19 protein-coding genes, 1 pseudogene and 1 riboswitch are annotated in these 24,108 nt (G+C 73.2%); of the genes and pseudogenes, 10 read left to right on the top strand and 10 right to left on the bottom strand.

All coding sequences use genetic code 11. The features are described from left to right. Window positions 1-75: 75 nt before the first annotated feature. Window positions 76-882: an esterase/lipase family protein gene (locus JNO44_RS26120; RefSeq protein ID WP_205366328.1), complete on the top strand. Its 807-nt coding sequence runs from the start codon at window positions 76-78 to the stop codon at window positions 880-882. Window positions 883-1,125: 243 nt separating this feature from the next. Continuing rightward, window positions 1,126-2,862 carry a peptidoglycan DD-metalloendopeptidase family protein gene (locus JNO44_RS26115; protein WP_205366327.1) on the top strand — a complete coding sequence of 579 codons (1,737 nt, stop codon included), beginning with the start codon at window positions 1,126-1,128 and terminating at the stop codon, window positions 2,860-2,862. 72 nt (window positions 2,863-2,934) lie between these two features. Here JNO44_RS26115 and pcrA read toward each other — a convergent pair whose 3' ends face one another. Further along, complete coding sequence (pcrA, locus tag JNO44_RS26110; protein ID WP_420882755.1) at window positions 2,935-5,202, bottom strand: DNA helicase PcrA; 2,268 nt, start codon at window positions 5,200-5,202, stop codon at window positions 2,935-2,937. A 474-nt stretch (window positions 5,203-5,676) separates the two neighbouring features. Beyond that, window positions 5,677-5,860: riboswitch (cyclic di-AMP (ydaO/yuaA leader) on the top strand. 8 nt (window positions 5,861-5,868) lie between these two features. Between pcrA and JNO44_RS26105 the strand changes: the two genes are divergently transcribed. Next, window positions 5,869-7,011 (top strand): C40 family peptidase, encoded by a 1,143-nt coding sequence (locus tag JNO44_RS26105; protein WP_205366325.1) that lies wholly within the window; start codon window positions 5,869-5,871, stop codon window positions 7,009-7,011. Window positions 7,012-7,160: 149 nt separating this feature from the next. Here the strand turns inward: JNO44_RS26105 and JNO44_RS26100 are convergent, their stop codons facing one another. Then, window positions 7,161-7,514, bottom strand: coding sequence for a hypothetical protein (locus tag JNO44_RS26100; protein ID WP_016577317.1), 354 nt, complete (start codon window positions 7,512-7,514; stop codon window positions 7,161-7,163). A gap of 420 nt (window positions 7,515-7,934) precedes the next feature. Here JNO44_RS26100 and JNO44_RS26095 point away from each other — a divergent pair. Continuing rightward, window positions 7,935-8,459 (top strand): annotated as a pseudogene (locus JNO44_RS26095) (C40 family peptidase); the annotation flags it as partial. A gap of 111 nt (window positions 8,460-8,570) precedes the next feature. Here JNO44_RS26095 and JNO44_RS26090 read toward each other — a convergent pair. The 4 genes from JNO44_RS26090 to JNO44_RS26075 all read right to left on the bottom strand — a co-directional run bounded on the left by JNO44_RS26090 (window position 8,571) and on the right by JNO44_RS26075 (window position 13,898). Further along, window positions 8,571-9,695, bottom strand: coding sequence for an alpha/beta hydrolase (locus JNO44_RS26090; RefSeq protein WP_205366323.1), 1,125 nt, complete (start codon window positions 9,693-9,695; stop codon window positions 8,571-8,573). 218 nt (window positions 9,696-9,913) lie between these two features. Further along, window positions 9,914-10,624 (bottom strand): LuxR C-terminal-related transcriptional regulator, encoded by a 711-nt coding sequence (locus JNO44_RS26085; RefSeq protein ID WP_205366322.1) that lies wholly within the window; start codon window positions 10,622-10,624, stop codon window positions 9,914-9,916. A gap of 119 nt (window positions 10,625-10,743) precedes the next feature. Then, window positions 10,744-12,078, bottom strand: coding sequence for an ATP-binding protein (locus JNO44_RS26080; protein WP_205366321.1), 1,335 nt, complete (start codon window positions 12,076-12,078; stop codon window positions 10,744-10,746). Between the two features lie 92 nt (window positions 12,079-12,170). Continuing rightward, window positions 12,171-13,898 carry a serine/threonine-protein kinase gene (locus JNO44_RS26075; protein WP_235096084.1) on the bottom strand — a complete coding sequence of 576 codons (1,728 nt, stop codon included), beginning with the start codon at window positions 13,896-13,898 and terminating at the stop codon, window positions 12,171-12,173. 399 nt (window positions 13,899-14,297) lie between these two features. Between JNO44_RS26075 and JNO44_RS26070 the strand changes: the two genes are divergently transcribed. Further along, entirely contained in the window at window positions 14,298-15,731 is a 1,434-nt protein-coding gene (locus JNO44_RS26070) for a PspC domain-containing protein (protein ID WP_205366319.1), read from the top strand. Next, window positions 15,728-15,952 (top strand): hypothetical protein, encoded by a 225-nt coding sequence (locus JNO44_RS26065; RefSeq protein WP_205366318.1) that lies wholly within the window; start codon window positions 15,728-15,730, stop codon window positions 15,950-15,952. Before JNO44_RS26070 ends, JNO44_RS26065 begins: the two co-directional genes overlap by 4 nt. A gap of 11 nt (window positions 15,953-15,963) precedes the next feature. On the opposite strand, the gene JNO44_RS26060 is transcribed toward JNO44_RS26065, so the two are convergent. Then, on the bottom strand, window positions 15,964-16,497 hold the full coding sequence (locus tag JNO44_RS26060; protein ID WP_205366317.1) for a DoxX family protein: 534 nt from the start codon (window positions 16,495-16,497) through the stop codon (window positions 15,964-15,966). A gap of 196 nt (window positions 16,498-16,693) precedes the next feature. Then, window positions 16,694-17,971 carry a hypothetical protein gene (locus tag JNO44_RS26055; protein ID WP_205370529.1) on the bottom strand — a complete coding sequence of 426 codons (1,278 nt, stop codon included), beginning with the start codon at window positions 17,969-17,971 and terminating at the stop codon, window positions 16,694-16,696. Window positions 17,972-18,250: 279 nt separating this feature from the next. Between JNO44_RS26055 and JNO44_RS26050 the strand changes: the two genes are divergently transcribed. Both JNO44_RS26050 and JNO44_RS26045 read left to right on the top strand, forming a co-directional pair. After that, the gene (locus JNO44_RS26050) at window positions 18,251-18,904 is read left to right on the top strand and encodes a hypothetical protein (RefSeq protein WP_205366316.1); all 654 of its coding nucleotides are present in this window, start codon (window positions 18,251-18,253) and stop codon (window positions 18,902-18,904) included. A 9-nt stretch (window positions 18,905-18,913) separates the two neighbouring features. After that, complete coding sequence (locus JNO44_RS26045) at window positions 18,914-19,672, top strand: bestrophin-like domain (RefSeq protein ID WP_205366315.1); 759 nt, start codon at window positions 18,914-18,916, stop codon at window positions 19,670-19,672. A 72-nt stretch (window positions 19,673-19,744) separates the two neighbouring features. Here the strand turns inward: JNO44_RS26045 and JNO44_RS26040 are convergent, their stop codons facing one another. After that, window positions 19,745-20,530, bottom strand: coding sequence for a class II aldolase/adducin family protein (locus JNO44_RS26040; protein WP_205366314.1), 786 nt, complete (start codon window positions 20,528-20,530; stop codon window positions 19,745-19,747). A 155-nt stretch (window positions 20,531-20,685) separates the two neighbouring features. On the opposite strand from JNO44_RS26040, the gene JNO44_RS26035 reads away from it, so the two are divergent. Next, a complete protein-coding gene (locus tag JNO44_RS26035; RefSeq protein ID WP_205366313.1) occupies window positions 20,686-21,249 on the top strand; it encodes an SRPBCC family protein in 564 nt (187 codons plus the stop codon). 81 nt (window positions 21,250-21,330) lie between these two features. Here the strand turns inward: JNO44_RS26035 and guaA are convergent, their stop codons facing one another. Beyond that, a complete protein-coding gene (guaA, locus tag JNO44_RS26030) occupies window positions 21,331-22,917 on the bottom strand; it encodes a glutamine-hydrolyzing GMP synthase (RefSeq protein WP_205366312.1) in 1,587 nt (528 codons plus the stop codon). A gap of 261 nt (window positions 22,918-23,178) precedes the next feature. On the opposite strand from guaA, the gene JNO44_RS26025 reads away from it, so the two are divergent. Then, window positions 23,179-23,505 carry a chorismate mutase gene (locus tag JNO44_RS26025; protein WP_205366311.1) on the top strand — a complete coding sequence of 109 codons (327 nt, stop codon included), beginning with the start codon at window positions 23,179-23,181 and terminating at the stop codon, window positions 23,503-23,505. Window positions 23,506-24,108: the final 603 nt, after the last annotated feature.

Here is a 24,108-nt window from a genome sequence, read left to right as displayed (position 1 = left end):
ATCGCCGCTCGCGGCTTCCCACAAGGGCATTCGGGGGTCGTCGTCACCTCCCGCATGCCGTTCGGGAGGTCGGCCATGGGGGCTCTGCCTGTTCTCTCCACACCTCTTCTGCTGCGCACCACGCTCGTGGAGCTGGGCGTGCTCACCGCTCATCTCCTCCTCTATCCGACCGGGATCGCCCAGGAGCGCCCGCCGACCGCGTCCCCCGCGGCCGGTCCGCCGACCCGCCTGCCCACCGAGGGCCGCGCCCATCCACCGGTCCTGCTCCTGCACGGCTTCGTGGACAACCGCTCGGTCTTCGTCCTGCTGCGCCGCTCCCTGTACCGCCACGGCTGGCGCCATGTCGAGGCACTCAACTACTCCCCGCTGACCTGCGATCTGCGCCGCGCCGCCGAGCTGTTGGGCCGCCACGTGGAAGAGGTCTGCGCCCGGACCGGACACCGCCGGGTGGATCTCGTCGGGCACAGTCTCGGCGGCCTGATCGCCCGCTATTACGTGCAGCGGTGCGGCGGCGACGAGCGGGTCCGGACGCTGATCACGCTCGGCACCCCGCATGCCGGCACCCGCGTCGCGCCCCTGATGTCGGCGCATCCGATCGTCCGGCAGATGCGCCCCGACTCCGCAGTGATCGCGGAGTTGGCGCTGCCGGCGCCGCGGTGCCGGACGCGCTTCGTGGCCTTCTGGAGCGAGGAGGACCAGGTGATGGTGCCGGCCAGGACCGCCCGGATCGATCATCCGGACCTGCATGTGGAGAACGTCCGGGTCAGCGGCGTCGGGCACCTCGCACTGCCGGTCAACGCGGCCGTGGCGGCGCGGATTCGGGAGGCGCTGGCGGCCACGGAAGCGGTCCCGTCCGCACGGGACGCGATATCGGTGGCCTGACCGGCGACCGAGGCGGCAATCCCCCCATGCCCGCGCGACCGCCCCTCGTCATACCCCGGTCACCGCGTCGAACAATCTTCGAACGAGCCGCCAAGAACGCGCAAGAAGTGGCCTGCGTACTGCCGAAAGGCGGCCAAATGCCCGGCCTCGCCGAGCCCGAAACTTCGGGAAGATTGTCGCCGTCGTGTACCGCCGGGTACAGTCGCCGCTAATTCTCCTGCAGCCGAGGCGAAAGAGAAGTTGGTGGACGACCGTCACCCGTCGGGGGCTCAGCTTCCGACCGCCCCCGCTTCCGATGCCTCCTACGCACACGCGGCATACGGCGACGGTGACCCCCTCTTCGGCGCGCACCCCGGCGGCCACGACCACGGCGGCTACGGCACCGGCGGCCACCCTGCGGGCGACCACCTCACCGACGCCTACGGAACCGGCAGTTACCCCACCACCGGGTACGACACCACCGCCTACGGCAGCACCGGCTACGACCCGTACGCGCACACCGGCTACGACGCCCCCGGCTACGACACCACCGCCCCGTACGGCACCGGGTACGACACCGCGGCCTACGGGCTCGCCGGGGGCTACGACTCCGCCGCCCACGGGAGCGGCGCCGCCTACGGCACCGGAAGCTACGACACCGGTGGCTTCGGGACGCACGGCTTCGACGGCGGGGCGTACGACACCGCCGGCTACGACACCGGCGCCTCGTACGGCTCCGCCGGCGGCCTCACCGGCGGTTACGACACCGGCAGTTACCCCACCGCCGGGTACGACACCACCGCCTACGACACCGGCTACGGCACCGCGGCCTACGACACCGCCTCCTTCGCGGCCGCCGCCACCGCGGTCCAGGAGCCGATCGGCTACGAGGCCACCGCGGTCTGGTCGACCGCGGACTACGCCGACCACGCCGACCGCACCGCCCCGTCGCCCGCCCCGGCCCCGGGTATCCCGGCCCAGGCGGGCCCGCCCGCGGACGACACCGTGCCGGTCGAGGACACCGTCCTGTGGGACCAGCCCCTCGCGGCGTTCGCCCCCGAGACCGTCGGTGCCGACGGTGCCGTCGACGAGCACGACGCCACCGACGCGTCCGCCACCGAGGCCCTTGCGCCCGCCCCCTCGTCGCTCGCCGACGCGATGACCCAGGCGATGCCCGTCCAGGCGACGCCCGTCACCGCCGTCCCGGACGACGATGCCCCCCTGGGGGTCGACGGTCCCCCGGCGGGCAAGGCGGTCCGCGGTCGCGGCCGGCGCCGCCAGGCCAAGCGCTCGGCGCTGCTGACCGTCGCGGTGCCCTCGGTCGCCGCGATGGGCGTCTGCGCGGCGGCCGCGGCCTCGGTCAGCCAGTTCGGCGGGGACGACAAGGACGGCACGACGACCCAGGCCGCACCGGACGCCGGTGCCGCGAAGCGGACGACGGCGGCCAACAAGAAGCTCGACAGCCAGCTCGCCGGACTCAGCGCCAGCGCCCAGGACTTCCGCGAGCGGGCCAGCCGCACCCAGGAGCGACTGGACCTCAAGCAACGGCAGGCGGACGAGCGCAAGCGCAAGGAAGAAGAGGCGGCCCGCAAGGAGGCGCTGCGCCCCAAGTTCGTCCTGCCGGTCACCCAGCACGGTCTGAGCGCGCTCTTCGGCCAGGCCGGGGTGAACTGGATGTCGGTGCACACCGGCATCGACTTCCCGGTCAGCTACGGCACCCCGGTCATGTCGGCCACCGACGGCACCGTCCGCACGCAGTGGAACTCCGCCTACGGCAACATGGCGATCGTGACCTCGCCCGACGGCACCGAGACCTGGTACTGCCACCTGAGCAGCGCCAAGGTCCGCTCCGGCACGGTCAAGGCCGGCGACACCATCGCCTACTCCGGCAACTCCGGCAACTCCACCGGCCCGCACCTGCACTTCGAGGTCAGGCCGGGCGGCGGCTCGGCGATCGACCCGATACCGTGGCTCCGCGCCCACGACCTCAACCCGTACTGAACCCCGGTACGAGCGCCCAGGGGCCTGCCGCACACCGCGGCAGGCCCCTGCGCGTTCCCGCTGTCCGCGCTGCTAGAGCTTCTCCACCGGTGCGTACCGCAGCAGCAGCCGCTTGGGCTTCTCGCCGCCGAAGTCGATGGTCGCCTCGGCGTTGTCCCCACTGCCCTTGACGGCGACGACCGTGCCGAGCCCGAAGCTGTCGTGGGTGACGCGGTCGCCGATGGCCAGCGCGACCACCGGGCGGTCCGCCGCGCGCCGGGTCGCGAACCCGCTCGGCCCCTTGGCGCGCGCCGAGGACAGCGACGCCCCGATGCCGCCGCCGAGCCCTCCGCCGCCCGAGGAACCGCGCGACGACAGGCCGCCCATGGACGCCGACGGCGTCGCGGGGCCCGTGCGCTTCCACTCCACGTACGCGTCGGGGATCTCCTCCAGGAAGCGGGAGGCCGGGTTGTACGAGGGCTGGCCCCAGGCGCTGCGCATCGTGGAGCGGGTGACGTAGAGCCGCTCGCGGGCGCGGGTGATGCCGACGTAGGCGAGCCGGCGCTCCTCCTCCAGCTCCTTGGTCTGGCCGAGCGCCCGCATGTGCGGGAAGACGCCGTCCTCCATGCCGGTCAGGAACACCACCGGGAACTCCAGGCCCTTGGCGGTGTGCAGGGTCATCAGCGTGATGACGCCGGAGCCCTCCTCGTCCTCGTCCGGGATCTGGTCGGAGTCGGCGACCAGGGCGACCTGCTCCAGGAACTCGGCGAGCGTGCCGGGGCCCGCGGCGGCACCCTCCGGCGCCTCGCCCTCGCCGCGCCCCTGCTCGAACTCCAGGGCCACGGAGGCGAGTTCCTGGAGGTTCTCGATCCGGGTCTCGTCCTGGGGGTCGGTGGACGCCTGGAGTTCGGCCAGATAGCCGGTGCGCTCCATGACCGCTTCCAGGACCGTGGCGGGGCCGGCCCCGGACTCCACGATCGTGCGCAGCTCCTCCATCAGGGCGTTGAACCGCTTGACGGCGTTGGCGGAGCGGGCGGCCATCCCGTACGCCTCGTCGACCCGGCGCAGCGCCTGCGGGAAGGTGATCTTCTCGCGCAGCGCCAGGGCTTCGATCATCGCCTCGGCGCGGTCGCCGATGCCGCGCTTGGGGACGTTGAGGATCCGGCGGAGCGGGACGGCGTCCTCGGGGTTGGCGAGCACCCGGAGGTAGGCGAGGATGTCGCGGACCTCCTTGCGCTCGTAGAAGCGCACGCCGCCGACGACCTTGTAGGGCAGCCCGACCCGGATGAAGATCTCCTCGAAGACCCGGGACTGGGCGTTGGTGCGGTAGAAGACCGCGACGTCGCCGGCCTTGGCGTCGCCGGCGTCGGTGAGCCGGTCGATCTCGTCGGCGACGAACTGGGCCTCGTCGTGCTCGGTGTCGGCGACATAGCCGGTGATCTTGGCGCCGGCGCCGGCGTCCGTCCAGAGGTTCTTCGGGCGGCGGTTCTCGTTGCGCTCGATGACGGCGTTGGCGGCGGAGAGGATGGTCTGCGAGGAGCGGTAGTTCTGCTCCAGCAGGATCGTGGTGGCGTCCGGGTAGTCCTCCTCGAACTGGAGGATGTTGCGGATCGTGGCGCCGCGGAAGGCGTAGATCGACTGGTCGGCGTCACCGACCACGCACAGCTCGGCGGCGGGGGTGTCGGCCGTGCCAGGGCCGACCAGCTCGCGGACGAGGGTGTACTGGGCGTGGTTGGTGTCCTGGTACTCGTCGACCAGGACGTGGCGGAAGCGGCGGCGGTAGTGCTCGGCGACGTCCGGGAACGCCTGGAGCAGGTGGACCGTCGTCATGATGATGTCGTCGAAGTCCAGGGCGTTGGCCTCGCGCAGCCGCGCCTGGTACATCGCGTACGCCTGGGCCAGGGTCTTCTCGAAGCCGTCGGCGGCCGTCCCGGCGAAGGTCTCCTCGTCGATGAGCTCGTTCTTGAGGTTGGAGATCTTCGCGCTGAAGGACTTGGGCGGGAAGCGCTTGGGGTCCAGGTCGAGGTCGCGGCAGACCAGGGCCATCAGGCGCTTGGAGTCGGCCGCGTCGTAGATCGAGAAGGACGACGTGAAGCCCAGCCGCTTGGACTCCCGGCGCAGGATCCGCACGCAGGCGCTGTGGAACGTGGAGACCCACATGGCGTTGGCGCGCGGGCCGACCAGCTCCTGGACGCGCTCCTTCATCTCGCCCGCGGCCTTGTTGGTGAAGGTGATCGCGAGGATCTGGCCGGGGTGGACGTGGCGCTCGGCGAGCAGGTGGGCGATCCGGTGGGTGAGCACCCGGGTCTTGCCGGAGCCGGCGCCGGCGACGATCAGCAGCGGGCTGCCGCTGTGCGCCACGGCGGCCTTCTGCTGGTCGTTGAGCCCCTCCAGGAGCGCCGCCGGGTCGATGGCCGGGCGGGCGGCGCCGTCGCGGTAGTAGGACTCCCTGGTCACGGGCGCGTCGAAGGCCCCGCCGAAGAGGTCGGCGGGCACGTCCTCGGGGGCCGGGCCGGGCTCGTCCTCGGGCGGGGGCGGGGGCTCCTCGTCCGGGGGGCCGAGGTCCGCCAGGAAGCTGTCGTCAAAGAGGCTGCTCATCGCCCACCGAGTCTAGGCCGCCGCACCGACAACCGGTCCCGGAGTGGCGGATTGCCCCGGCACTGCGCCGGCCGGGGCGGTAACTTGTGCGCTCGTGCCCGGAAACGTGGCGACACTCACCGTGAGGTCACGAAAAGGTTTCGGGCATATCGAACATCAGCCTTCACAGGAGCCACACGAGTTGGCTACGGTCTCGCTCGGGCAGCCCGCTGTCCCCGCGGACGACAGCGTCCGCACGGGCCGCCTCCGCCGAGTCCGGTCCTGCCGTCAGGCACCCGGAGCCGGGGACCCACAAGCACCACTGGGGTGAATCGACCGGTGCGGCCGTCGCCAGGCGGACGCAGCGGTCGTAGGGCAAGCCTTCCGTCAGCACACCGCCCGAACCCGACAGCTAACCCGGTAGGCGGTCCACGGAAGGAGTCGCCGGCCTTGGCGTCCCATCGCAAGCCGCGCACCCCCATACTCGCCACGCCCGGCGGCCGTCGCACCGCGGCCGGGCTCACCACCGCGGCGCTGGCCTCGGTCACGCTGCTCTCGCAGACCGCGAACGCCGCCCCGAATGCGCCGCAGCCCTCCATCGGAGAGGTCAAGCAGAAGGTCGACGACCTGTACCGGCAGGCCGAGGTGGCCACCCAGAAGTACAACGGCGCCAAGGAGAAGGCGGACGGCCAGCAGCACACCGTGAACCGCCTCCTCGACGAGGCGGCCCGGCTCGCGGACAAGATGAACGAGTCCCGCCGCCGGCTGGGCGCGTTCGCCTCGGCGCAGTACCAGACCGGCGGGATCAGCCCGACCGCCCAGCTGATGCTCGCCAAGGACCCGCAGCAGTTCGTCGACCGCAACCACCTGATGGAGCAGTTGACCGGACGGCAGAAGCAGGCGATCACCGACTACGAGGACCAGGCCGCGACCGCCGCCCGTCAGCGGGCGGAGGCCACCCACAGCCTGGAGGCCCTCCAGCAGTCGCAGGCGACCCTGAAGGAGACCAAGCGAAACGTTCAGTCCAAGCTGGCCGAGGCCCAGCAGCTGCTGTCCCGGCTGACCGCCCAGGAGAAGGCGCGGCTGGCCGAACTGGAGCGCCAGAAGGAGGCGGAGGCCCAGCGCAAGGCCGCCGAGGAGGCCCGCAAGGAGGCCCAGCAGCGCCAGCAGCAGCCCAGCGGCGGTACCGGCTCCGGGACCGGCACCGGTTCGGGGGGCGGCAGCTCCGACAGCGGCTCGTACTCCACCAAGGCCGGGAAGGCGCTCGCCTTCGCCCGCTCCCAGATCGGCAAGCCGTACGTCTGGGGCGCGACCGGACCCAGCTCCTACGACTGCTCGGGGCTGACGCAGGCCGCGTGGCGGGCCGCCGGGGTCGATCTGCCGCGCACGACCTGGGACCAGGTCAAGGTCGGCACCCGGGTCTCCAGCAGCGATCTCCAACCCGGTGACCTGGTGTTCTTCTTCAACGACATCAGCCACGTCGGGATGTACATCGGCGGCGGCGAGATGATCCACGCCCCGCACCCGGGCGCCAGCGTCCGGGTGGAGTCGATCTACGGCATGCCGATCTACGGCAGCGTCCGGCCCGCGTAGCCGGCGCACGGGCGCGCCCGTGCGCCCGTCATGAACCACCCCCCACACGCCACCGCGCGGTCATCCGCCGTCTCCGTAAGTACGGAGCGGGATGACCGCGCGGTGAGTCGTCGCTGCGGCGATGCCTGGCCCGGGGCCGGGCAGGCGGCTCAGGTCCAGAGCACCGCGATGAAGATGTTGAGCATGGTGAGTCCGCCGACCGCGCCGAAGAGCGGCTTGGGAAGCTTCTCCTCGTCGCGCTTGACGTAGACCAGCGCCAGGATCACCACCAGGACGGCCATCTTGATGCCAATCTTGATGTTGTTGAGCGAGTGGTCCTGCATCTGGTTCAGGCCGACCAGGACGATGCCGGTGACCAGCATCGTCAGCGCGCCGTGCAGCATGGCCGGCACGAAGCGGGCGGTGCCCGCGCCCATCGCCTTCATCTGGGTCAGGAAGCCGCCCAGGAGGGAGGCGATGCCGATGATGTGCAGGGCGACGAAGACATTGATTACTACGTCCATAGTGCTGGATCGTATCCGCCCCATAGCACGCCCTTTCCGGCAGGGCGCCCGTGATGCCCGCTTCGGTCAGGGCCCACCGCCCCTCGGCCCTCCCCCGGCCTTCGGGCCGGTCATCCCCCGCACGGTGGCGGTCGGAATCGGGCAATGCCGGGCAAGGGGGTTCCCGACGGTGACACCGGGCCTAGCTTCCTCCTGCAGGCGACCGGGCCCGTACCCCGCCGGTCGTATCCGCCCGCAGGGAAGGAAGTGACGGCCGCCATGGCGTCGCACCACACGGCCGGTGAGCGGCCGCCGCTCGCACCCCCGCCGGCCGGGCCCCGTACGGCCCGCACCGCCCGCACCGGGCTGCTGCTCGCCGCGGACCCGCAGCGCTACCTGGACGGCGCCACGGTCCTGGAGCGCACCGGGAGCCACCAGGCGACCGCGGTTTCCGGCTGGGCCCGTCGGCTGGGCAGCGTCCGCCGGCTCGGCGGCCACCCCTTAGCCACCGCGGAGCGCTCCCCGGAGGCCGCCGCCCCGCGCCTCCCGGCGTACGCCTTGCCGCGCGCCCTGGAACCGGCCGTCGCCGCACCCGCGCCGCCCGACCCGGCGCCCGGTAACCGCGCCGCCCGGGCGGTGGCCTTCGCCCACGGCGCCCTCGGCAAGCCCTACGCCTGGGGCGCGACCGGCCCGGCCGCCTACGACTGCTCGGGCCTGACCCTGGCCGCGTGGCGGGCCGGCGGCGTCGCCCTGCCCCGGACGACCTACACCCAGATCACCTCCGGCACCCGCGTCGACTGGCCCCAACTCGCCCCCGGTGACCTGGTGTTCTTCTACTCCGGCATCAGCCACGTGGGCCTCTACATCGGCGGCGGCGAGATGATCCACGCCCCGCATCCGGGGACACCCGTCGAGATCGCCCCGCTCGACCGCCTGCCCTTCGCGGGCGCGACCCGCCCGGCGTAGGGGACGCCCCGCGCAGACGCCCCGAGAGCAGAAACCCGCCCGTCCGGCCCGGACAGCCCCACGCGAACGCGTCGGGCGCCGGCCGGCGGGCGGGCGGGGGTGCGGCAGGCCCTAGCCCCGCAGGTACAGGCCGAACCACCGGAAGATCTCCGGCACTTGGCGCTTCCACACCGGCACGGTGTGGCCGCCCGCGCCCGAGGAGATCTGCTGGACGGTCACCGTCGTCGGGTTCTTCGCGAGCTCCTTGAGGCCCGTACCGGCCTGGTAGCCGTCACCGCTCGCGCCCGAGATGTACAGCGCGGTGCGGGGCGGCTTCCCGGCCTCGTTGGCGGCCTTGAGGATGTGCATCGGGTTGGTCTCGACGCGCAGCTTGGGATCCTTGCCGGCGAGCGAATCACGCTCTATGGCCGGGTCGTTGTAGCCGGACATGCCGACGGCTGCGCGGTACCGGTCCGGGTGGGCGAGCGCCAGCTTGGTGGCGCAGTGGGCGCCCGCCGAGTAGCCGGCCAGGCCCCAGGAGTCCGGCTTGTCGCCGGCCCGGAAGTTGTCGATCACCATCTGGCGGACGTCGACGGTCAGCCAGCTGTCGGCGTTGACCTTGCCGGGGATGTTGACGCAGCCGCTGTCGGCGTTGGACAGGACGTTGGTCCGCGGCGCCACCAGGATGAACGGCTTGACCGCCCCGCTCTGCATCAGCGAGCCGAGCTGCTCGTTGGCCTTGAGCGAGCCGAACCAGGACTTGGCGGAGCCGGGGTAGCCGGGCAGCAGCTCGACCACCGGGAACTTCTTGTTCTTGTAGGCGGGGTCGTTGTACTGCGGCGGCAGCCAGACGTACACCTCGCCGTTGACGCCCGAGATCTGGCCCTTGAGGTCGGTCATCTGGACGCCGGCGCCCAGCACCGGGTCGTCGGCCGGCCGGAAGTGCTGGAGCACCTTGGGCTCGTCCTTGAGGTTCTTGCCGCCCAGGCCGTCCGCGCCGAGGTTCCGGGCCTGGTCGATGTGGTTGCCGGTGCCGAGCAGATCGCCCCAGCTGTCGTAGAGGTTGTTGGCGTTGTTGACCATGACGAACACCACCGTGATGGCGGTGATCTGGGCGAACAGCAGCATCAACAGCCGTGCCACGATCCGTACCAGGCGCGGCCCGGCCACTCGTCCCCACAGGGCGAACGGCAGCACGACGGCGACGATCAGCAGCAGGATCGAGAAGAGGAAGAAGGGCGTACCCGTCAGGCTCATCGGGATCTCGTTTCCAGGGATGTGTGCGGCGCAGGGCGTGGGCGTGGTTCCGGCCCCGCCTTCGGGCAGCGAGCCTCTCCGCGCCCTTAGATGGCGTTCCGCACGATCCTGGTTGCCCGGCTTGAGCGCTTCTTTACACGCCCCGTCGGCGCCCCGCGCTCCGGGGGCGGCTCCCGGTCATCCGCCCCCATGCACCCCCTGCACGACGAAACCGCAGGTCAGACCAGTCGCCGCGCGGCCGCCCAGCGGGTGAGCTCATGGCGGTTGGAGAGCTGGAGCTTGCGCAGGACGGCCGAGACATGTGACTCAACCGTCTTGACGGAGATGAACAACTGCTTGGCGATCTCCTTGTACGCGTACCCGCGGGCGATCAGCCGGAGCACCTCGCGCTCACGCTGGGTGAGGCGGTCCATGTCCTCGTCCACCGGCGGGGCGTCCGTCGAGGCGAAGGCGTCCAGGACGAAGCCGGCCAGCCGCGGCGAGAAGACCGCGTCGCCGTCGGCCACCCGGAAGATCGCGTTCACGAGGTCGGTGCCGGTGATCGTCTTGGTGACATAGCCGCGGGCGCCGCCGCGGATGACGCCGATGACGTCCTCGGCCGCGTCGGAGACCGAGAGCGCCAGGAACCGCACCGGCCGCTCGGGGTCGACCATCATCGCGGCGCTGCGGCGCAGCACCTCGACGCCGCCGCCCCCGGGGAGGTGCACGTCCAGGAGGACGACCTCGGGGCGGGTGGCGGTGATGACGGTGATCGCCTGGTCGACGTCGGCGGCCTCGCCGACCACCTCGACCCGGGTCTGCTCGGTCCGGCCGATCTCCGCCTGGACGCCGGTCCGGAACATCCGGTGGTCGTCGACCAGCACGACCCGTACGGTGCGGCCCTGGTCCTCGCCGCCGGCCTCGCCCTGCTGTGCGTCGTCGCTGCTCATGTCGTCCGTCCGTCCTTCGGTGTCTGCCCCGTCATGATCCCCCGGCCCCGGGATGCGGTGTCCCACGGGCCCGTGGCCGTCTGCGTCGCCCCCGGGGGCGGGTGGGAGGTGCGCCGCGCTCATTCCGGCTCCCCCTCCCCTCCGGTGCGGCGCTCGGTGCGCTCGCGGTCCTCGGTGCGCTCCATCTCCAGCTCGACGACCGTGCCGCCGTCGGGCGCGGCGCGCAGCCGGGCGGTGCCGCCGTGGCGCTCCATCCGGCCGATGATGGATTCCCGTACCCCCATCCGGTCCGCGGGGACCGCGTCCAGGTCGAAGCCCGGGCCGTGGTCGCGCACCGAGACGAAGACCGTGCGGCCCTCCACCTCGGCGAAGACCTGGACCGCGCCGCCCTCGCCACCGTACTTGGCGGCGTTGACCATCGCCTCGCGTGCGGCCTGCATCTGGGCGCCGAGCGCCTCGTCCAACGGGCAGTCGCCGACCACGACGACCTCCAGGGGGACGCCGTGGTGGTCCTCAACCTCGGCGGCGGCGGCCCGCACGGCCTCGGCCAGCGTCGTCGGCTCCTCGTCCTCGTCCTTGCCGCGGCCCTCGGGCTTGTAGAGCCAGGCGCGCAGCTCGCGCTCCTGGGCGCGGGCCAGCCGGGCCACTTCCCGGGGGTCGTCGGCGTTGCGCTGGATCAGGGTGAGGGTGTGCAGGACGGAGTCGTGGACGTGCGCGGCGACCTCGGCGCGCTCCTGGGCGCGGATGCGCATCAGGCGTTCCTCGGAGAGGTCCTGGGTTATCCGCACGAGATAGGGGCCGGCGAGCAGGGCGATGCCGACGACGACGGCGAGCGCGGCCTGGAGCACCGAGCCGAGGTTCTGCACCGAGCCCTGGAGCACGACGATGCCGGTGACCCCAGCGCCGACCAGGAGCACCCCGGCGGCGCCGCGCACCATCGGCACCAGGCCCTTGTTGCGGCGTCCGAGCTCCAGCCACTGGGCGCGCCGGGAGTTGTCCGCCTGGCGCCAGACCAGGGCCACACCGGCGCCGATCAACAGCACCGGCCAGAGGTAGACGTTGGCCCGGCCCGGCTGGAACCGGGAGGCCACGATCGCCGCGCCCACCAGAAGCGCGATCAGCGCGACGAGCTGCCCCTTGTCGGGCCTGCGGCCCAGCAGTCGCCGCCGCTCCTCCCCCGCCGCGGGCTGCCGGGTCTCGACGCCGCCGACGCCCAGCGGCACGAAGAACCAGAACGCGGCGTAGAGCAGGGCGCCCATGCCGTCGGCCATGAAGAGCGCGGCGAAGACGATCCGCACCCAGGTGACCGGGAGCCCGAGGTGCCCCGCGAGACCGCGCGCGACACCGCCGAGGAGCCGCCCCTCGGCGCTGCGGTAGAGCTTGCGCACGGGCGGGTCGTCGGGGTCCGGCGCCGGGGCGTAGATCGTCTCGGCGCGGGGTGGCGCTGTGGTCATGCCTCAGATCGTCACACGCCGGCCGGGTCCGGGACATCAGGGTCGACCCTGAACCCGTCCCTGAGCTTGCTCGGGGTTCCCCCGCGGGCCGCTCAGCCCGTCGGCGAGGTCCTCCGGAATCCGTCCTTGACGTTCGCGAAGACCTGCTCGTACTTCGTCCAGTTCGCGGACGGCGCGGAGACGTAGATGGCGTACTCCTTGCCGCCCTCGCGGCCGAAGCCCAGGTCGATGCCGCGGAACTGGCGGGCCCGGCCCTGGAAGGAGAACTCCCAGATGGCGGCCGGGTCGCCCTGGAAGATGGTGTCCTGGAGGCGGAGCCGCGTGTAGGGGTACCGGCTCTTGACGTCCGATTCGAGGCTCTTGAAGTGCTCCACCTGGTCCGCCGCGGCGAAGTCCAGGCAGCTGATCGTCAGCTGGGCCAGCCCGTCCTCGGAGATGTAGACGATTTGCCGGCCGTTGTCCTGGACGTCCCGCTTCCAGCCGGACGGCACGGGGAAGGAGGCCCCGATGTCCTTCTCCGTGGCCCGGCGGTAGCCCTGGGGCGTGGGCGGTGGCGGGGAGGCGCTGGTGTGCGGCACCACGGGCACGACGGGGGCTCCGTCGCCGGCCTCTGCGGTGGTTCCGTCGTCGCGGTGGGTCAGGTACCAGGCCGTGCCCCCGCCGCCCCCGGTGACCAGGAGGCCGGCGACGACCCAGGCCACGATCCGGCCCCGCCGGCGCTTACGGGGAGCCGGGCCGGACGGGAGCACGTCCGGACGGTCGCCGGTGGCGGTGGCCGTGGTGGGGACCGCGCCGTCGGTCACGGCCACCGGGCCGGTGGCCTCGGCTGCCGCGGCATCGGGCGCCGCCGCCGTCTGGCCGCCGGCCTCGGCGGCGTTCCCGGTGGTCGCGCCGGTGTCCGTGCGTCCCGTCGTCCCGGTGCCGCTCTCGGCGGCCACCGGTGTGCCGGCGTGCGCCACGGTCCGGGTGGGCATCTCGGAGATCCCGCCCCCTGTGGACCGGCCGCGGCCGACCGTGCCCAGGGCCAGCGTGGGCCAGCCCATCAACGCCGTGTCCGCCTCGGCCTCGGCGGCCCGCAGCGCCTGCTCGACGACCTCGGCGGTGGGCCGGTCGCCGGGCTCCTTGGCGAGCAGCGCCTCGATCAGCGCGGTGAGCTGACCGGCGTTGCGCGGCGTCTCCAGCGGATCGACGGCGATCGCGTACGCGGTCTCCACCGCGGTGTTCTTGCGGAACGGGGGCTTGCCCTCGACCGCCTGATAGAGCGTCGCGCCCAGCGCCCACAGGTCCGAAGCGGGCCCTGGCGTCGAGCCCTTGACCCGCTCGGGGGCCAGGTAGTCGATGGAGCCGACCAGTTCGCCGGTCTTGGTGAGGGTGGAGGTCCCGGTGGCGACGGCGATCCCGAAGTCGGTGAGGACGACCCGGCCGTCCTCACCGAGCAGGACGTTGCCCGGTTTGACGTCGCGGTGCAGCACACCGGCGGAGTGCGCGGCACGCAGCGCGGCGATCATGCCGCGGCCGATCCGGGCGGTCTCCCGCGGCGTGAGGTAAGTGCCGGACCCGGTGCCCTCCTTGATGGCGTCGCCGAGCGTCGCGGAGGGGACGTACTCCATGACGATGCACGGCGACCCCTCGTCGTCCACGACGTCGTGGACGCTGACGACGTTGGGGTGGTTGATCCGCGCCGCGGCCTGCGCCTCCCGGGTGGTGCGTTCGTGGCGGGTGGCCAGTTCGTCCGCGTCCAGTTGGGGCGAAACGTGCAGACGCTTGACCGCCACCTGACGACCGAGGACTTCGTCCCGGGCCCGCCAGACGGTGCCCATCCCGCCCTGACCTATCCGCTCAACCAGGCGATATCGCCCGGCGACCAGTCGCCCCTCATCCACCGACGCCGCTTCCGCCACCGCACGCCCCTCCGGAAACCCGTACGTATTCAGGGCGCAACGATAGTCTTCAGCAGGACGGAAAAGCCCTTCGGCCACCGCCGCGACAAGTCTTTTTCCGGCGCGCGCCCCCACGCGCGGGGCGTTCGCGGCCCGTTCCGGGACGTGTCCGGCGCCGCTGCGCGCGCCCGGAGCCGCCGCAACGGCGGCGCGAGGGGGCCGGGGCGACGGCCCCAAGGGAGGCATCCGGGGGACGTCGGGGTCGTCTCGGGGGATATCAGGGATCAGCCAGGGTTCTCACCGATGCCGCGGCCCGGCCGCACTTGTCACCATGGCTCCATGAACGATGCACCCACCGCCGCGGAGCCGGCGGACTCCGGCGCCGCCGGCACCACGCCGCCCTCTGGCGCCCCGCTGCGCCGCAGCCGGCGGCACAAGGTCGTCGCGGGCGTGTGCGGCGGCCTGGGCCGGCAGTGGGACATCGATCCGGTGATCTTCCGGGTCGTGCTCGCCGTGCTGTCCATCGGCGGCCTCGGCCTGATCTTCTACGGCTTCGCCTGGCTGCTCGTCCCCCTCGACGGCGAGGAGGAGAACGAGGGCCGCCGGCTGCTCTCCGGCCGCGTCGAGGGCTCGGCCCTGACGGCGCTGCTCTGCGCGCTGGTCGGCTGCGCGCTGTTCCTGACCACCCTCGGCAAGGGCAGCATGATGTCCTTCGCGATCATGGTGACGCTGGCCGTGGCCGGCGCCGCCTACTGGTCGCGCCAGCGCCGGCGCGCCCAGGCCGAGGGCCTGGGCTCCGTGGACGCCGCCACAGCCCAGGCGGTCGCCGACGCCCCGCCGGAGGCCACCGCTCCGCCGGCGCCCAACACCCCCTCCTGGTGGCGCGATCCGCGCACCGAGGCGCTGCTGCGCCGGGGCTACCTCTGGGGCCCGGAGGACACCCGAATCGACATCACCTACGACTTCACCCACGGGGTCTCCGACGGCCCCCGCCCGCGCGGCAGCTGGTCCCCCGGCCCCGCGCCCGCCCCGCGCACCGACGTCGTCCCGCCCCGGCCCGCCCGGCCCGCCCTGGGCCGGGGCATCGGCGGCCGCACGTTCGTGCTGGCCGTCCTGGCGGGCACCGGCACCGCCCTGGCCGTCTCCCGGCATGCCGCGCTGGCCCCGTCCCTCCAGGCGGGCCTGGCCTGCGCGCTGGTCGTCTTCGGGCTGGGCCTCGTGCTGAGCGCCTGGTGGGGGCGCACGGGCGGCGGCACGGTCTTCATGGCGGTGCTGACCACCGCGCTGTTGGCCGGCGCGATGGCGCTGCCCGCCAACATCACCGCCGACTGGCAGCACCGCACCTGGGCCCCGACCACCGTCGCCGCCGTGCAGCCGCGCTACACCGTCGGCTCCGGCGAGGGCCTGCTCGACCTCACCCAACTCCCCCTGAAGCCCGGCACCACGGTCCGCACCGGCGCGGAAGTCGGCGCCGGCCGGCTCCGGGTGACGCTGCCGCAGGGCACCACCGCGACCCTCCGCCTCCGGCTCGGCGTCGGCGACATCCAACTGCCCGGCGACGCCGCCAACGACGTGGAGATCGTCGCCGGCCACCGCGAGCGACGGGTCACCCTGCCCGCCGAGGGCCTGAAGAAGGGCGAGCAGCCGCACGGCACGGTCGAGCTCGACCTGGAGGTCGGCGCCGGCCAGATCGCCGTCGAGCGCGCCACCACGACCCCGCCGGCCACCCCGTCCCCGGCCTCTCCCCCGACCCCGCAGGGAGCCCCCCAGTGAACCGCCACCCCTTCGAGCCCGGCCGGCTGATCACCGGTGCCGCCACCCTCGCCGTCGGCACCGGCTACGGCCTCGACGCCCTCGGCCTCTGGCACGCCCCCCGCCCCTGGCTGTTCCTGGCCCTCCCCGCCGGCCTGCTGGTCGCCGGGATCACCACCGCCGTCTGGGCCACCGTCCGCCGCCACCACCAGCGGGACGCCCCGCCCCCGCAGCCGTCATGACCCGCGGCCCGTCATCCGTAGAGCTGCGTCCCGTGCCGCTGGCGGCGGTTGGCCAGTGCCGCGTCCAGCGAGAAGGCGGGCGCGCCGGCCAGCACCAGCGGTGTCCAGGCCATCAGGTAGGCCAGGTCGTTGCCGTAGTAGTACGGGGTGGACGGCCAGCTCACGGTGAGCCACAGCGTCAGCGAGATCAGCGCGCCGCCCAGGGCCGCCAGCCGCCCCAGCAGCCCGATCAGCGTCCCGATGCCGACCAGCACCTCACCGCCGGCGACGGCATAGCCGAAGCCCACCGTGCTGTGCTGGGCCAGCTCCACCAGTCGCGGCAGCGCGGCGGTGTCGTGCACCTGCCGCAGCAGGTCGCTCAGCGAGCCCTTCGCGCCACCGGACAGGAACGCCCGGTCCGTCAGTTTCTGGAGTCCGGCGTAGAGGAAGGTGGCGCCCAGGAAGAGCCGCAGCGGGAGCAGCGCGTGCCGCCCCAGTCCGCTCCGGAGCCCGACGGGTCGGGCAGCGCCCACGTCGACCGGGCGTGTGCGGTGTGCGTGAGCCATGACGTCGCCTCTCCGTTGCCACCGGGAGCAGCCGATTGTGCCGCCGCCCGCACGGCTTGGCGAGATGCGTACGCAGGGACGCGCGAGATTCCCTCCCACGCCGACCCGTGGGGCCGCGGCGCGCCGTCGCGACGGCCGCCGGGGCGCCTGCCGCCCGCCCCGCAGGAACGGGGGCGGACGCAGCCGTCCGGCCCGCTCAGTCCTGGACCTCGATGCGATAGCCGCGGGTCTCCGCCCCGGCCGCCGTGATCACCCGGACCTCCACGGGCCCCGGCTCCACGTCGACCGGCACCGGCACGGTCAGCACCCCGTCCGTCGGATTGGCGAAGCCCCCGGGCACCGGCACCAGCGGGACCGGCACATGCACCCCACCGATCCGGACGACCGTACGGGCCAGCCGGTCCGGGGTGGTCGCGCCAGGCGGCACGAAGCCGGTACCGCGGATCTCGATGTCGTCGCCGGTGCGGATCGGCGCGGCGAGATCGCCCAGCTCCCGGGCGCGGACGACGGAGAGGATCACCGGCCGGCCCCCGGCGACGGCCTTGCCCGCCAGATACGTCATCGCCGAGAGCGCCACCAGGACGACCAACACCCAGGGCAGCGCGGGCAGTCGGGTCGGGTCTGCGGCCAGCCGCACCTGCGCGAAGCCCAGCACCGCGATGTTCACCAGCACGTACTGCGCGTCGGTGAAGCTGCCGCGGCCGGCGTCGTCCGCCAGCAGGTCGGCGGCCCGGGGCCGGTCCGCCGGGATCTTCTGCACCCGCCCGGAACGGACCCGTCCGGCGGTCATCCCGTAGGCCAGCACCGCCACCGCGCAGCCGATGGCCAGTATGGTCAGCAGCCCTCCCGAGGCGGCGAGTCCGAGCCCGGAGAGCAGCCGGCGCCGGGCGTCCGGGCCCGCGGCCACCGCCAGTTGGACGGCGAGCGTCAGGACGGCGTAGAGCACCGCCGCCACCCAGGCCGCGGCGATCGCGCGGGAGGTGGACAGCCGGTGGTCCTCGCCGACCAACGGGGCCAGCGCGCCGCCCTGTTCACGGTGGAGCCAGGCCGCCGCGGTCGCCCCGAGGGCCAGCGCGGCGGCCGCGACCAGGGTGGCCGTGCGGCCCGTCGTCCAGCCAGTGCCGACGGCGGTGAGCGCCTGCCCGAGCAGCAGCGCCAGCACCGCGGCCCACACCACGGTCACGGTGCGCCGACGGACGACCGCCGGCCAGGAGGCGCCCTCGGCGGCGCCGCGCTCGGCCAGCATCCGGGCGGAGAGGGTCAGTTCGTCCGACACCCACTGCCGGGCGGCGCCGGCGGAGCGTGCCAGCCCGGCCGGCACCCCGCGCCCGGCGGCGAACTCCTCCCGCAGCGCGACGAACGCGGCGATCGCCTGCCGGTGCCCCTCGCGGGCGCCGTGCGGGCATCGTCCGCACCGGCACGCGCCACCGTCGCCGGGCTGCCCACCGCCTCCGGGCTCGCCCCTTCCGGCCACTGTGCTCGCCGAATCCACCGACACGTCCGTACCGCCCCGCCGCCGCTTGTATCAACTTCTCGTCTCTCAACGGGAATTGTGCCCCAGGGCACCGGGCCGGCCGGTAATCGTCCTGGTCACGGGAGTCCCGTGCGACGGCGGCAGGTTGACGCTCACCTGTGCACCGGGCGGCGCGGCGGCCCGTACGGTGTCCGGACAGCCCGGCCCGCGCTTCCCCCGTTCGGGCGAATCGCCGTCGATCGGCGGCTGCCCGGCCCGGCCGCTGCGCAAGCTCCCGCCGTGCGCGAGAGACACGATTCCGTCCGAACCGGCGCCGGCGCCACCCCGCGCCGGCCCCGGCCCCCGTTCGCCACCCTGGCCCGTGCCGCGGCGCTGTCACTGGCCGCGGCGTCGACGCTCGCGGCGGCCCTGGCCCTGGTCGGCTCCGCGCCGGCCGCCGCCCGTCCAGGTGCCCTCCAGCGGCCGTCCGACGACAACTGCGCCTTCGCCGGCACCTCGCCCCCCGTCGAGCTGCCCACCGATTTCCCCGTGCCGCCGGGCTGGCGCATCCCCTGCACCACGCCCACGCCCACCCCCACGCACCGGCCCGCGCCGCCGTCCCCGGCACCCCCGCGGACCGCGGCGCCGCGCCCCCAGCCGCGGCCCACCCCGAAGGCCGCCCCCGTGCCGCGGCCGTCGCCGCCGGCTCCGCCCGTCCGCCCCGCGCCCCCCGATCCGCCGCCGCCCGCCCCCACGCCGCAGCCCGTGCACCGCCTGGCGCTGCCGGTCCCCGCCCGCCCGCTCCGCTACACCCCGGCCCACCACAAGCCGCACCGCGGGCACTCCGTGGTGACCAGGACGCTGCTGGTCACCACCCCGGCGGTGCTGGCCGGCGCCGCGCTCCGTCCCCGTTCGCGTTCCGCGTCCCGCTCCGCCGGGCGCGGCTCCTCGTAGGAGGTCTCCATGTCGCAATGGCTGGTGTTGACCATCGCCATGGCCGCGGTGTGCGGCGTCGTCCTGACCATCACCGTCCTCAAGGAGCGCCGGATCGGCGAGGACGACGACCCGTCCGAGACGCCCGATGTGATCGAGTACCTGACGATGATGGTGGGGGTGGTCTACGCGATCGTGCTGGGCCTGGCCATCGCCGGCGTGTGGGAGGCCCGGAGCACCGCCGAGGACACCGTGCGGGCCGAGGCACAGGCGCTGCACGAGGTCAGTGAACGGGCCCGGGTCTGGCCGGCGCCCGTACGGGACACCATCCGCGCGGACGTCAACTCCTATGCGGACTACGTTGTCCACAAGGAATGGCCGGTGATGGCCGAGCGCGGGGAGCTCACCCAACGGGGCGGCGACCTCCTGGCGAAGGTCCGTACGGACGTCATGGAGTACCACCCGCGCGACGACTTCGAGCGGGAGTCCTACCAGCCGCTCGTCGACCAGGTCGCGGCCGCGGACAGCGCCCGGATGGCCCGTGCGGACGCGGCGGACTCGACGCTCCCGGGGGTGGTGTGGTTCGGGCTGATCGTCGGGGGCGTGATCTCCATCGGGGTGATGTACACGCTCCAGATCCGGCGCTCCGGGCGGGAGATGCTGATGGCCGGCCTGTTCAGCGCGCTGATCGCGTTCCTGCTGTTCCTCGTCTGGGACTTCGACGCCCCGTTCAGCCGCGGCCTGCCGGCGGCGGCCGACCCGTTCCTGCAGCTGTTCCCGCAGAAGTGACGTACGAGGGGCGGCGTTTCGTGGCCGGCCGGCCGCGTGGCGCCGCGCCTCCCGTCGTGCCGGCGGCGCGGCTCAGCCGAACATCTCCGGCTCGCTCCGCGCGATCTGCTGGTACAGCGGCTGGTAGTTGATCCACGCGACCAGGTCGTTGCCCAGTTGCTCGCGGGTGCGCACCGCGTCCTGATGGGAGATCAGCACCGGTTTGCCGGCCGCTTTCGCCGCCAGCTGCACCTGGCAGCAGCGTTCCATGGCGAGGAACCACCAGGCCGCCGCGTCGACCGAGTCGGCCACCGTCAGCAGTCCGTGGTTCCGCAGGATCACGGCCTTGTGCGGGCCGAGCACGGCGGCGATCCGGCGCCCCTCCTCCTCGTCGACCACCACGCCCGTATAGGCGTCGTAGAGGGCGTGGTCCTCGTAGAAGGCGCAGACGTCCTGGGTGATCGGGTCCAGCGGCTCCCCGAGGGCGGCGAGCGCCCGGCCGTAGGTGGAGTGGCTGTGGGCGACGGCGACGACGTCCGGGCGGGCCCGGTGGACCTGCGCGTGGATGGTGAACGCCGCCTGGTTGACGTGGTGGCGGCCCTCGACGACCTTCCCCTCGCCGTTGACCAGGATCAGGTCGCCGACGGTCATCAGCGCGAAGGAGACGCCGAAGGGGTTGGCCCAGAAGCAGTCGGTGAACTCCGGGTCCCGCACGGTGATGTGGCCCGAGACGCCCTCTTCGAAGCCGTACCGCGCGAAGAGGCGCAGCGCCGCGGTCAGGCGTTCCTTGCGGTGCCGACGCTCCTCCTCGACGCCGGTGTGCCGCGGCGGCATCGCGAACTGCAGCTGCTCGGTGGGTATCGGCGTCGGCTCGGGCATCGCGGTTCTCCTCCTGGCGCGTACGGCTCACGGCGCTCGGGCGGAAGCTACCCTCCGCTTGCATCGGAGGCCAGGCCCACGGCGTCACGAAACGCGCCGCCGCGCCGTCTTCCTGTTCGCCGCCCTCCGCGGCACGAGGAGAGACGAGGCACACCATGCGCACCACCACGGTCCTGGCCACCCCCGCCCGCGCCCGTTCCGTCACCCGGGAGCTCGCGGCCGCCCCGCAGCAGATCTTCGCCGTCCTCCGGGACCCGGCCCGGCACGCCGCGCTGGACGGCTCGGGCATGCTGCGCGGGCACCCCGACGGGCCGGCGCTACTGGGGCCGGGCGACCGGTTCGGCATGGCGATGGCGCAGGCCGGGCTCGCCTACCGCTCGGTGAACGTGGTGGTGGAGTACGCGCCGGACCGGCTGATCGCCTGGGAGACCTGGGGCGAGTTCCGTGGCCGCCGGCTGGTCGGCGGCCAGCGCTGGCGGTTCGCGCTGCACGAGCTGTCCGCCGGGGACGGCTCCCGCCCGGCCCGGACCCGGGTGACCCACACCTACGACTGGTCGCGGGCCCGGCTTTCCCGCCTGACCATCGAACTCCCCGGCTATCCGCGGCGGATGGTCCCTGCGATGGTGACGACGCTGGACCGGCTGGCGGCGGCCGTGGAGGACCGACAGGCCGGTTCCGGCCCAGGGGCCGGGCCCACTGCCCGCGCCGGTGACCGCTGAGCGGCTCCACGCCGCGCAGAAACGGCAACGCCGCCGCCCACGAGCGGGGCGGCGGCGTTGCCGTCGGGCGTCAGTGGGAGGTCACTCCCACTCGATGGTGCCCGGCGGCTTGCTGGTGACGTCCAGGACGACGCGGTTGACGTCCGCGACCTCGTTGGTGATCCGGGTGGAGATCCGGGCCAGGGCCTCGTACGGCATCCGCGTCCAGTCCGCGGTCATGGCGTCCTCGGAGGAGACCGGGCGCAGCACGATCGGGTGGCCGTAGGTGCGGCCGTCGCCCTGGACGCCGACCGAGCGGACGTCGGCGAGCAGGACCACCGGGCACTGCCAGATCTCGCGGTCCAGACCGGCCGCGGTCAGCTCCTCGCGGGCGATGGCGTCGGCCTCGCGCAGCAGGTCCAGGCGCTCCTGGGTGACCTCGCCGACGATGCGGATGCCCAGGCCCGGGCCGGGGAACGGCTGGCGGTGGACGATCTCCTCCGGCAGGCCCAGCTCGCTGCCGACCATCCGGACCTCGTCCTTGAACAGCTTGCGCAGCGGCTCGACGAGCTCGAACTCGATGTCGTCGGGCAGACCGCCGACGTTGTGGTGCGACTTGATGTTCGCGGTGCCGGTGCCGCCGCCGGACTCGACGATGTCCGGGTAGAGCGTGCCCTGGACCAGGAAGGCCACTTCCTCGCCCTCGGCGCCGGCCTCGGCGACCAGCTCGGCCTGGGCCTGCTCGAAGACCCGGATGAACTCCCGGCCGATGATCTTCCGCTTCTGCTCGGGGTCGGAGACCCCCTTGAGCGCGTTCAGGAAGCGCTCGGCGGCGTCGACGACCTTCAGCTGCACGCCGGTCGCCGCCACGAAGTCCTTCTCGACCTGCTCGGTCTCGCCCTTGCGCATCAGGCCGTGGTCGACGTAGACGCAGGTGAGCTGGTCGCCGATGGCCTTCTGGACCAGGGCGGCGGCCACCGCGGAGTCCACGCCGCCGGACAGTCCGCAGATCGCCCGCTTGCTGCCGACCTGCTCGCGGATCGCGGCCACCTGCTCCTCGACCACGCTGGTGGTCGTCCAGGTCGGCTCGATGCCCGCGCCGCGGTAGAGGAAGTGCTCCAGGACCTGCTGGCCGTGGGTGGAGTGCAGCACCTCGGGGTGGTACTGGACGCCGTAGAGCTTCTTCTCGTCGTTCTCGAAGGCGGCGACCGGGACCAGATCGGTGGACGCGGTGACGGCGAAGCCCTCGGGGGCGGCTGAGCAGGCGTCGCCGTGCGACATCCACACGGACTGCTCGGCCGGAGTGCCCTCGAAGAGGGTGGAGCCGGGCTTGCTGACGGTCAGCGCGGTGCGGCCGTACTCACGGGCACCGTTGTTGTCGACCGTGCCACCGAGGGTGGTGGCCATCAGCTGGAAGCCGTAGCACATGCCGAAGACCGGGACACCGGCCTCGAACAGCGCACGGTCGAGGCTGGGAGCGCCTTCGGCGTAGACCGACGACGGACCGCCGGAGAGGATGATCGCGCTGGGGTTCTTGGCGAGCATCTCGGCCACCGGCATGGTGGACGGCACGATCTCGCTGTAGACCCGGGCCTCTCGGACCCGTCGGGCGATGAGCTGGGCGTACTGTGCGCCGAAGTCGACGACGAGGACGACGTCAGGTGCGGCGGCAGGGGGCGCTGATGGCACTTCGGCGGCCTTCCGGCGGTGTGGAGCGGGGTTGGACTTTCGATTCTAACGGGCTCATACTGAACGCCATGTTCCAGCAGTACAGCTTCGCTTTTACCTATGGCACCGGCCCGTCCGGCTGCCATGGTCGTGCTGCTTGATCGACTGACACACGACTTCCCCAGGCGCCCCGGGCCGATGACGGTCCGGGGCGCTGGTGTTTGTCCGGGACCGCAGCGGTCGCCAGGGCTCCAGGGGCCCCTCACCCCAGGAGGAACGGACATGACCACGCCGAACAACACCGCGCGGACGACGCCCACCGCCACCGTCACCGCCGCCCCGGACGCCGGTGCGCACACCCCCGAGGCGGCCGAGGTGATCCGGGACGCCCGGCACCGGATCGACGATCTCGACGGGCGGATCATCGGGCTGGTCCAAGAACGGATGGCCGTCTCGGCGGTCATCCAGCGCGAGCGGATCGCCTCCGGCGGGCCCCGGCTGAACCTCTCCCGGGAGATGGAGGTGCTGGCGCGCTACAGCGACCAGCTCGGCCGGTCGGGCACCGCACTGGCGATGACCCTGCTGGAGCTCTCCCGGGGTCGGGTCTGAGGCCGGTTCCCGAGGCCGGGCGTGCGGCCGGATTCGATCGGTCCCGCGGCCGGTTTCCGGGTGGGAGCCGAGTGGGGGCCCGGCTGGAACTGAGTTCGGGTGCCCTCTCACCCGTACGGCGCGTGACCGGGCGCCGAGAGGGTTCGTTGTTCCCGGTGCCACGCCAGCCAGGCGCGGCCTGCAGGACTACGCGTAGACGCCGCCCCACGGGCGGAAAGCCGGAGCGATGAGACGCCGGCCGCTGGCAGCGGTCCGCGTCGTGGGACCTCGTTCCGGTCCGTGACCGGTCAGCAGGGGACAGCAGCCCGGTCACACCGATGGGGTGGTCGGTCCTGGGGACGCCCGGGACCGACCGCATCCGGTCGAAATGGTTGCGCCAGGTGAGGCGCATCCTGGACGATGTTTGACGAACCGCAGACCGCTTCCGGTGCGAGCCTTCACCTCGCACACCATTGGTCCAGACCAGAGCGCGAGCGGAACATCGCGCACCACCCCGCACCGATCCGCACCACCCCGATGAGCCAGCGGCGCTACCCCCCCCCCCCAGCGCCGCACGTCGGTGCCGGCGCTGCCCTGATGCCGGCACCGAAAGCCAAGGGCCCC

It is taken from the genome of Streptomyces noursei (genome assembly GCF_016917755.1).
GTDB lineage: Bacteria > Actinomycetota > Actinomycetes > Streptomycetales > Streptomycetaceae > Streptomyces > Streptomyces yunnanensis.
The sequence above is the reverse complement of the archived record's forward strand: the minus strand, read 5'-3'. Positions and strand labels throughout refer to the sequence as shown.

What these genes read in the sequence shown, in the direction of transcription:
- JNO44_RS26120 (WP_205366328.1), top strand. Translation starts at nt 76, where the DNA reads ATGGGGGCTCTGCCTGTTCTCTCCACACCTCTTCTGCTGCGCACCACG.
- JNO44_RS26100 (WP_016577317.1), bottom strand. Translation starts at nt 7,514, where the DNA reads ATGGACGTAGTAATCAATGTCTTCGTCGCCCTGCACATCATCGGCATC.
- JNO44_RS26090 (WP_205366323.1), bottom strand. Translation starts at nt 9,695, where the DNA reads ATGAGCCTGACGGGTACGCCCTTCTTCCTCTTCTCGATCCTGCTGCTG.
- JNO44_RS26085 (WP_205366322.1), bottom strand. Translation starts at nt 10,624, where the DNA reads ATGAGCAGCGACGACGCACAGCAGGGCGAGGCCGGCGGCGAGGACCAG.
- JNO44_RS26080 (WP_205366321.1), bottom strand. Translation starts at nt 12,078, where the DNA reads ATGACCACAGCGCCACCCCGCGCCGAGACGATCTACGCCCCGGCGCCG.
- JNO44_RS26075 (WP_235096084.1), bottom strand. Translation starts at nt 13,898, where the DNA reads ATGGGCACCGTCTGGCGGGCCCGGGACGAAGTCCTCGGTCGTCAGGTG.
- JNO44_RS26070 (WP_205366319.1), top strand. Translation starts at nt 14,298, where the DNA reads ATGAACGATGCACCCACCGCCGCGGAGCCGGCGGACTCCGGCGCCGCC.
- JNO44_RS26060 (WP_205366317.1), bottom strand. Translation starts at nt 16,497, where the DNA reads ATGGCTCACGCACACCGCACACGCCCGGTCGACGTGGGCGCTGCCCGA.
- JNO44_RS26045 (WP_205366315.1), top strand. Translation starts at nt 18,914, where the DNA reads ATGTCGCAATGGCTGGTGTTGACCATCGCCATGGCCGCGGTGTGCGGC.
- JNO44_RS26040 (WP_205366314.1), bottom strand. Translation starts at nt 20,530, where the DNA reads ATGCCCGAGCCGACGCCGATACCCACCGAGCAGCTGCAGTTCGCGATG.
- JNO44_RS26035 (WP_205366313.1), top strand. Translation starts at nt 20,686, where the DNA reads ATGCGCACCACCACGGTCCTGGCCACCCCCGCCCGCGCCCGTTCCGTC.
- JNO44_RS26025 (WP_205366311.1), top strand. Translation starts at nt 23,179, where the DNA reads ATGACCACGCCGAACAACACCGCGCGGACGACGCCCACCGCCACCGTC.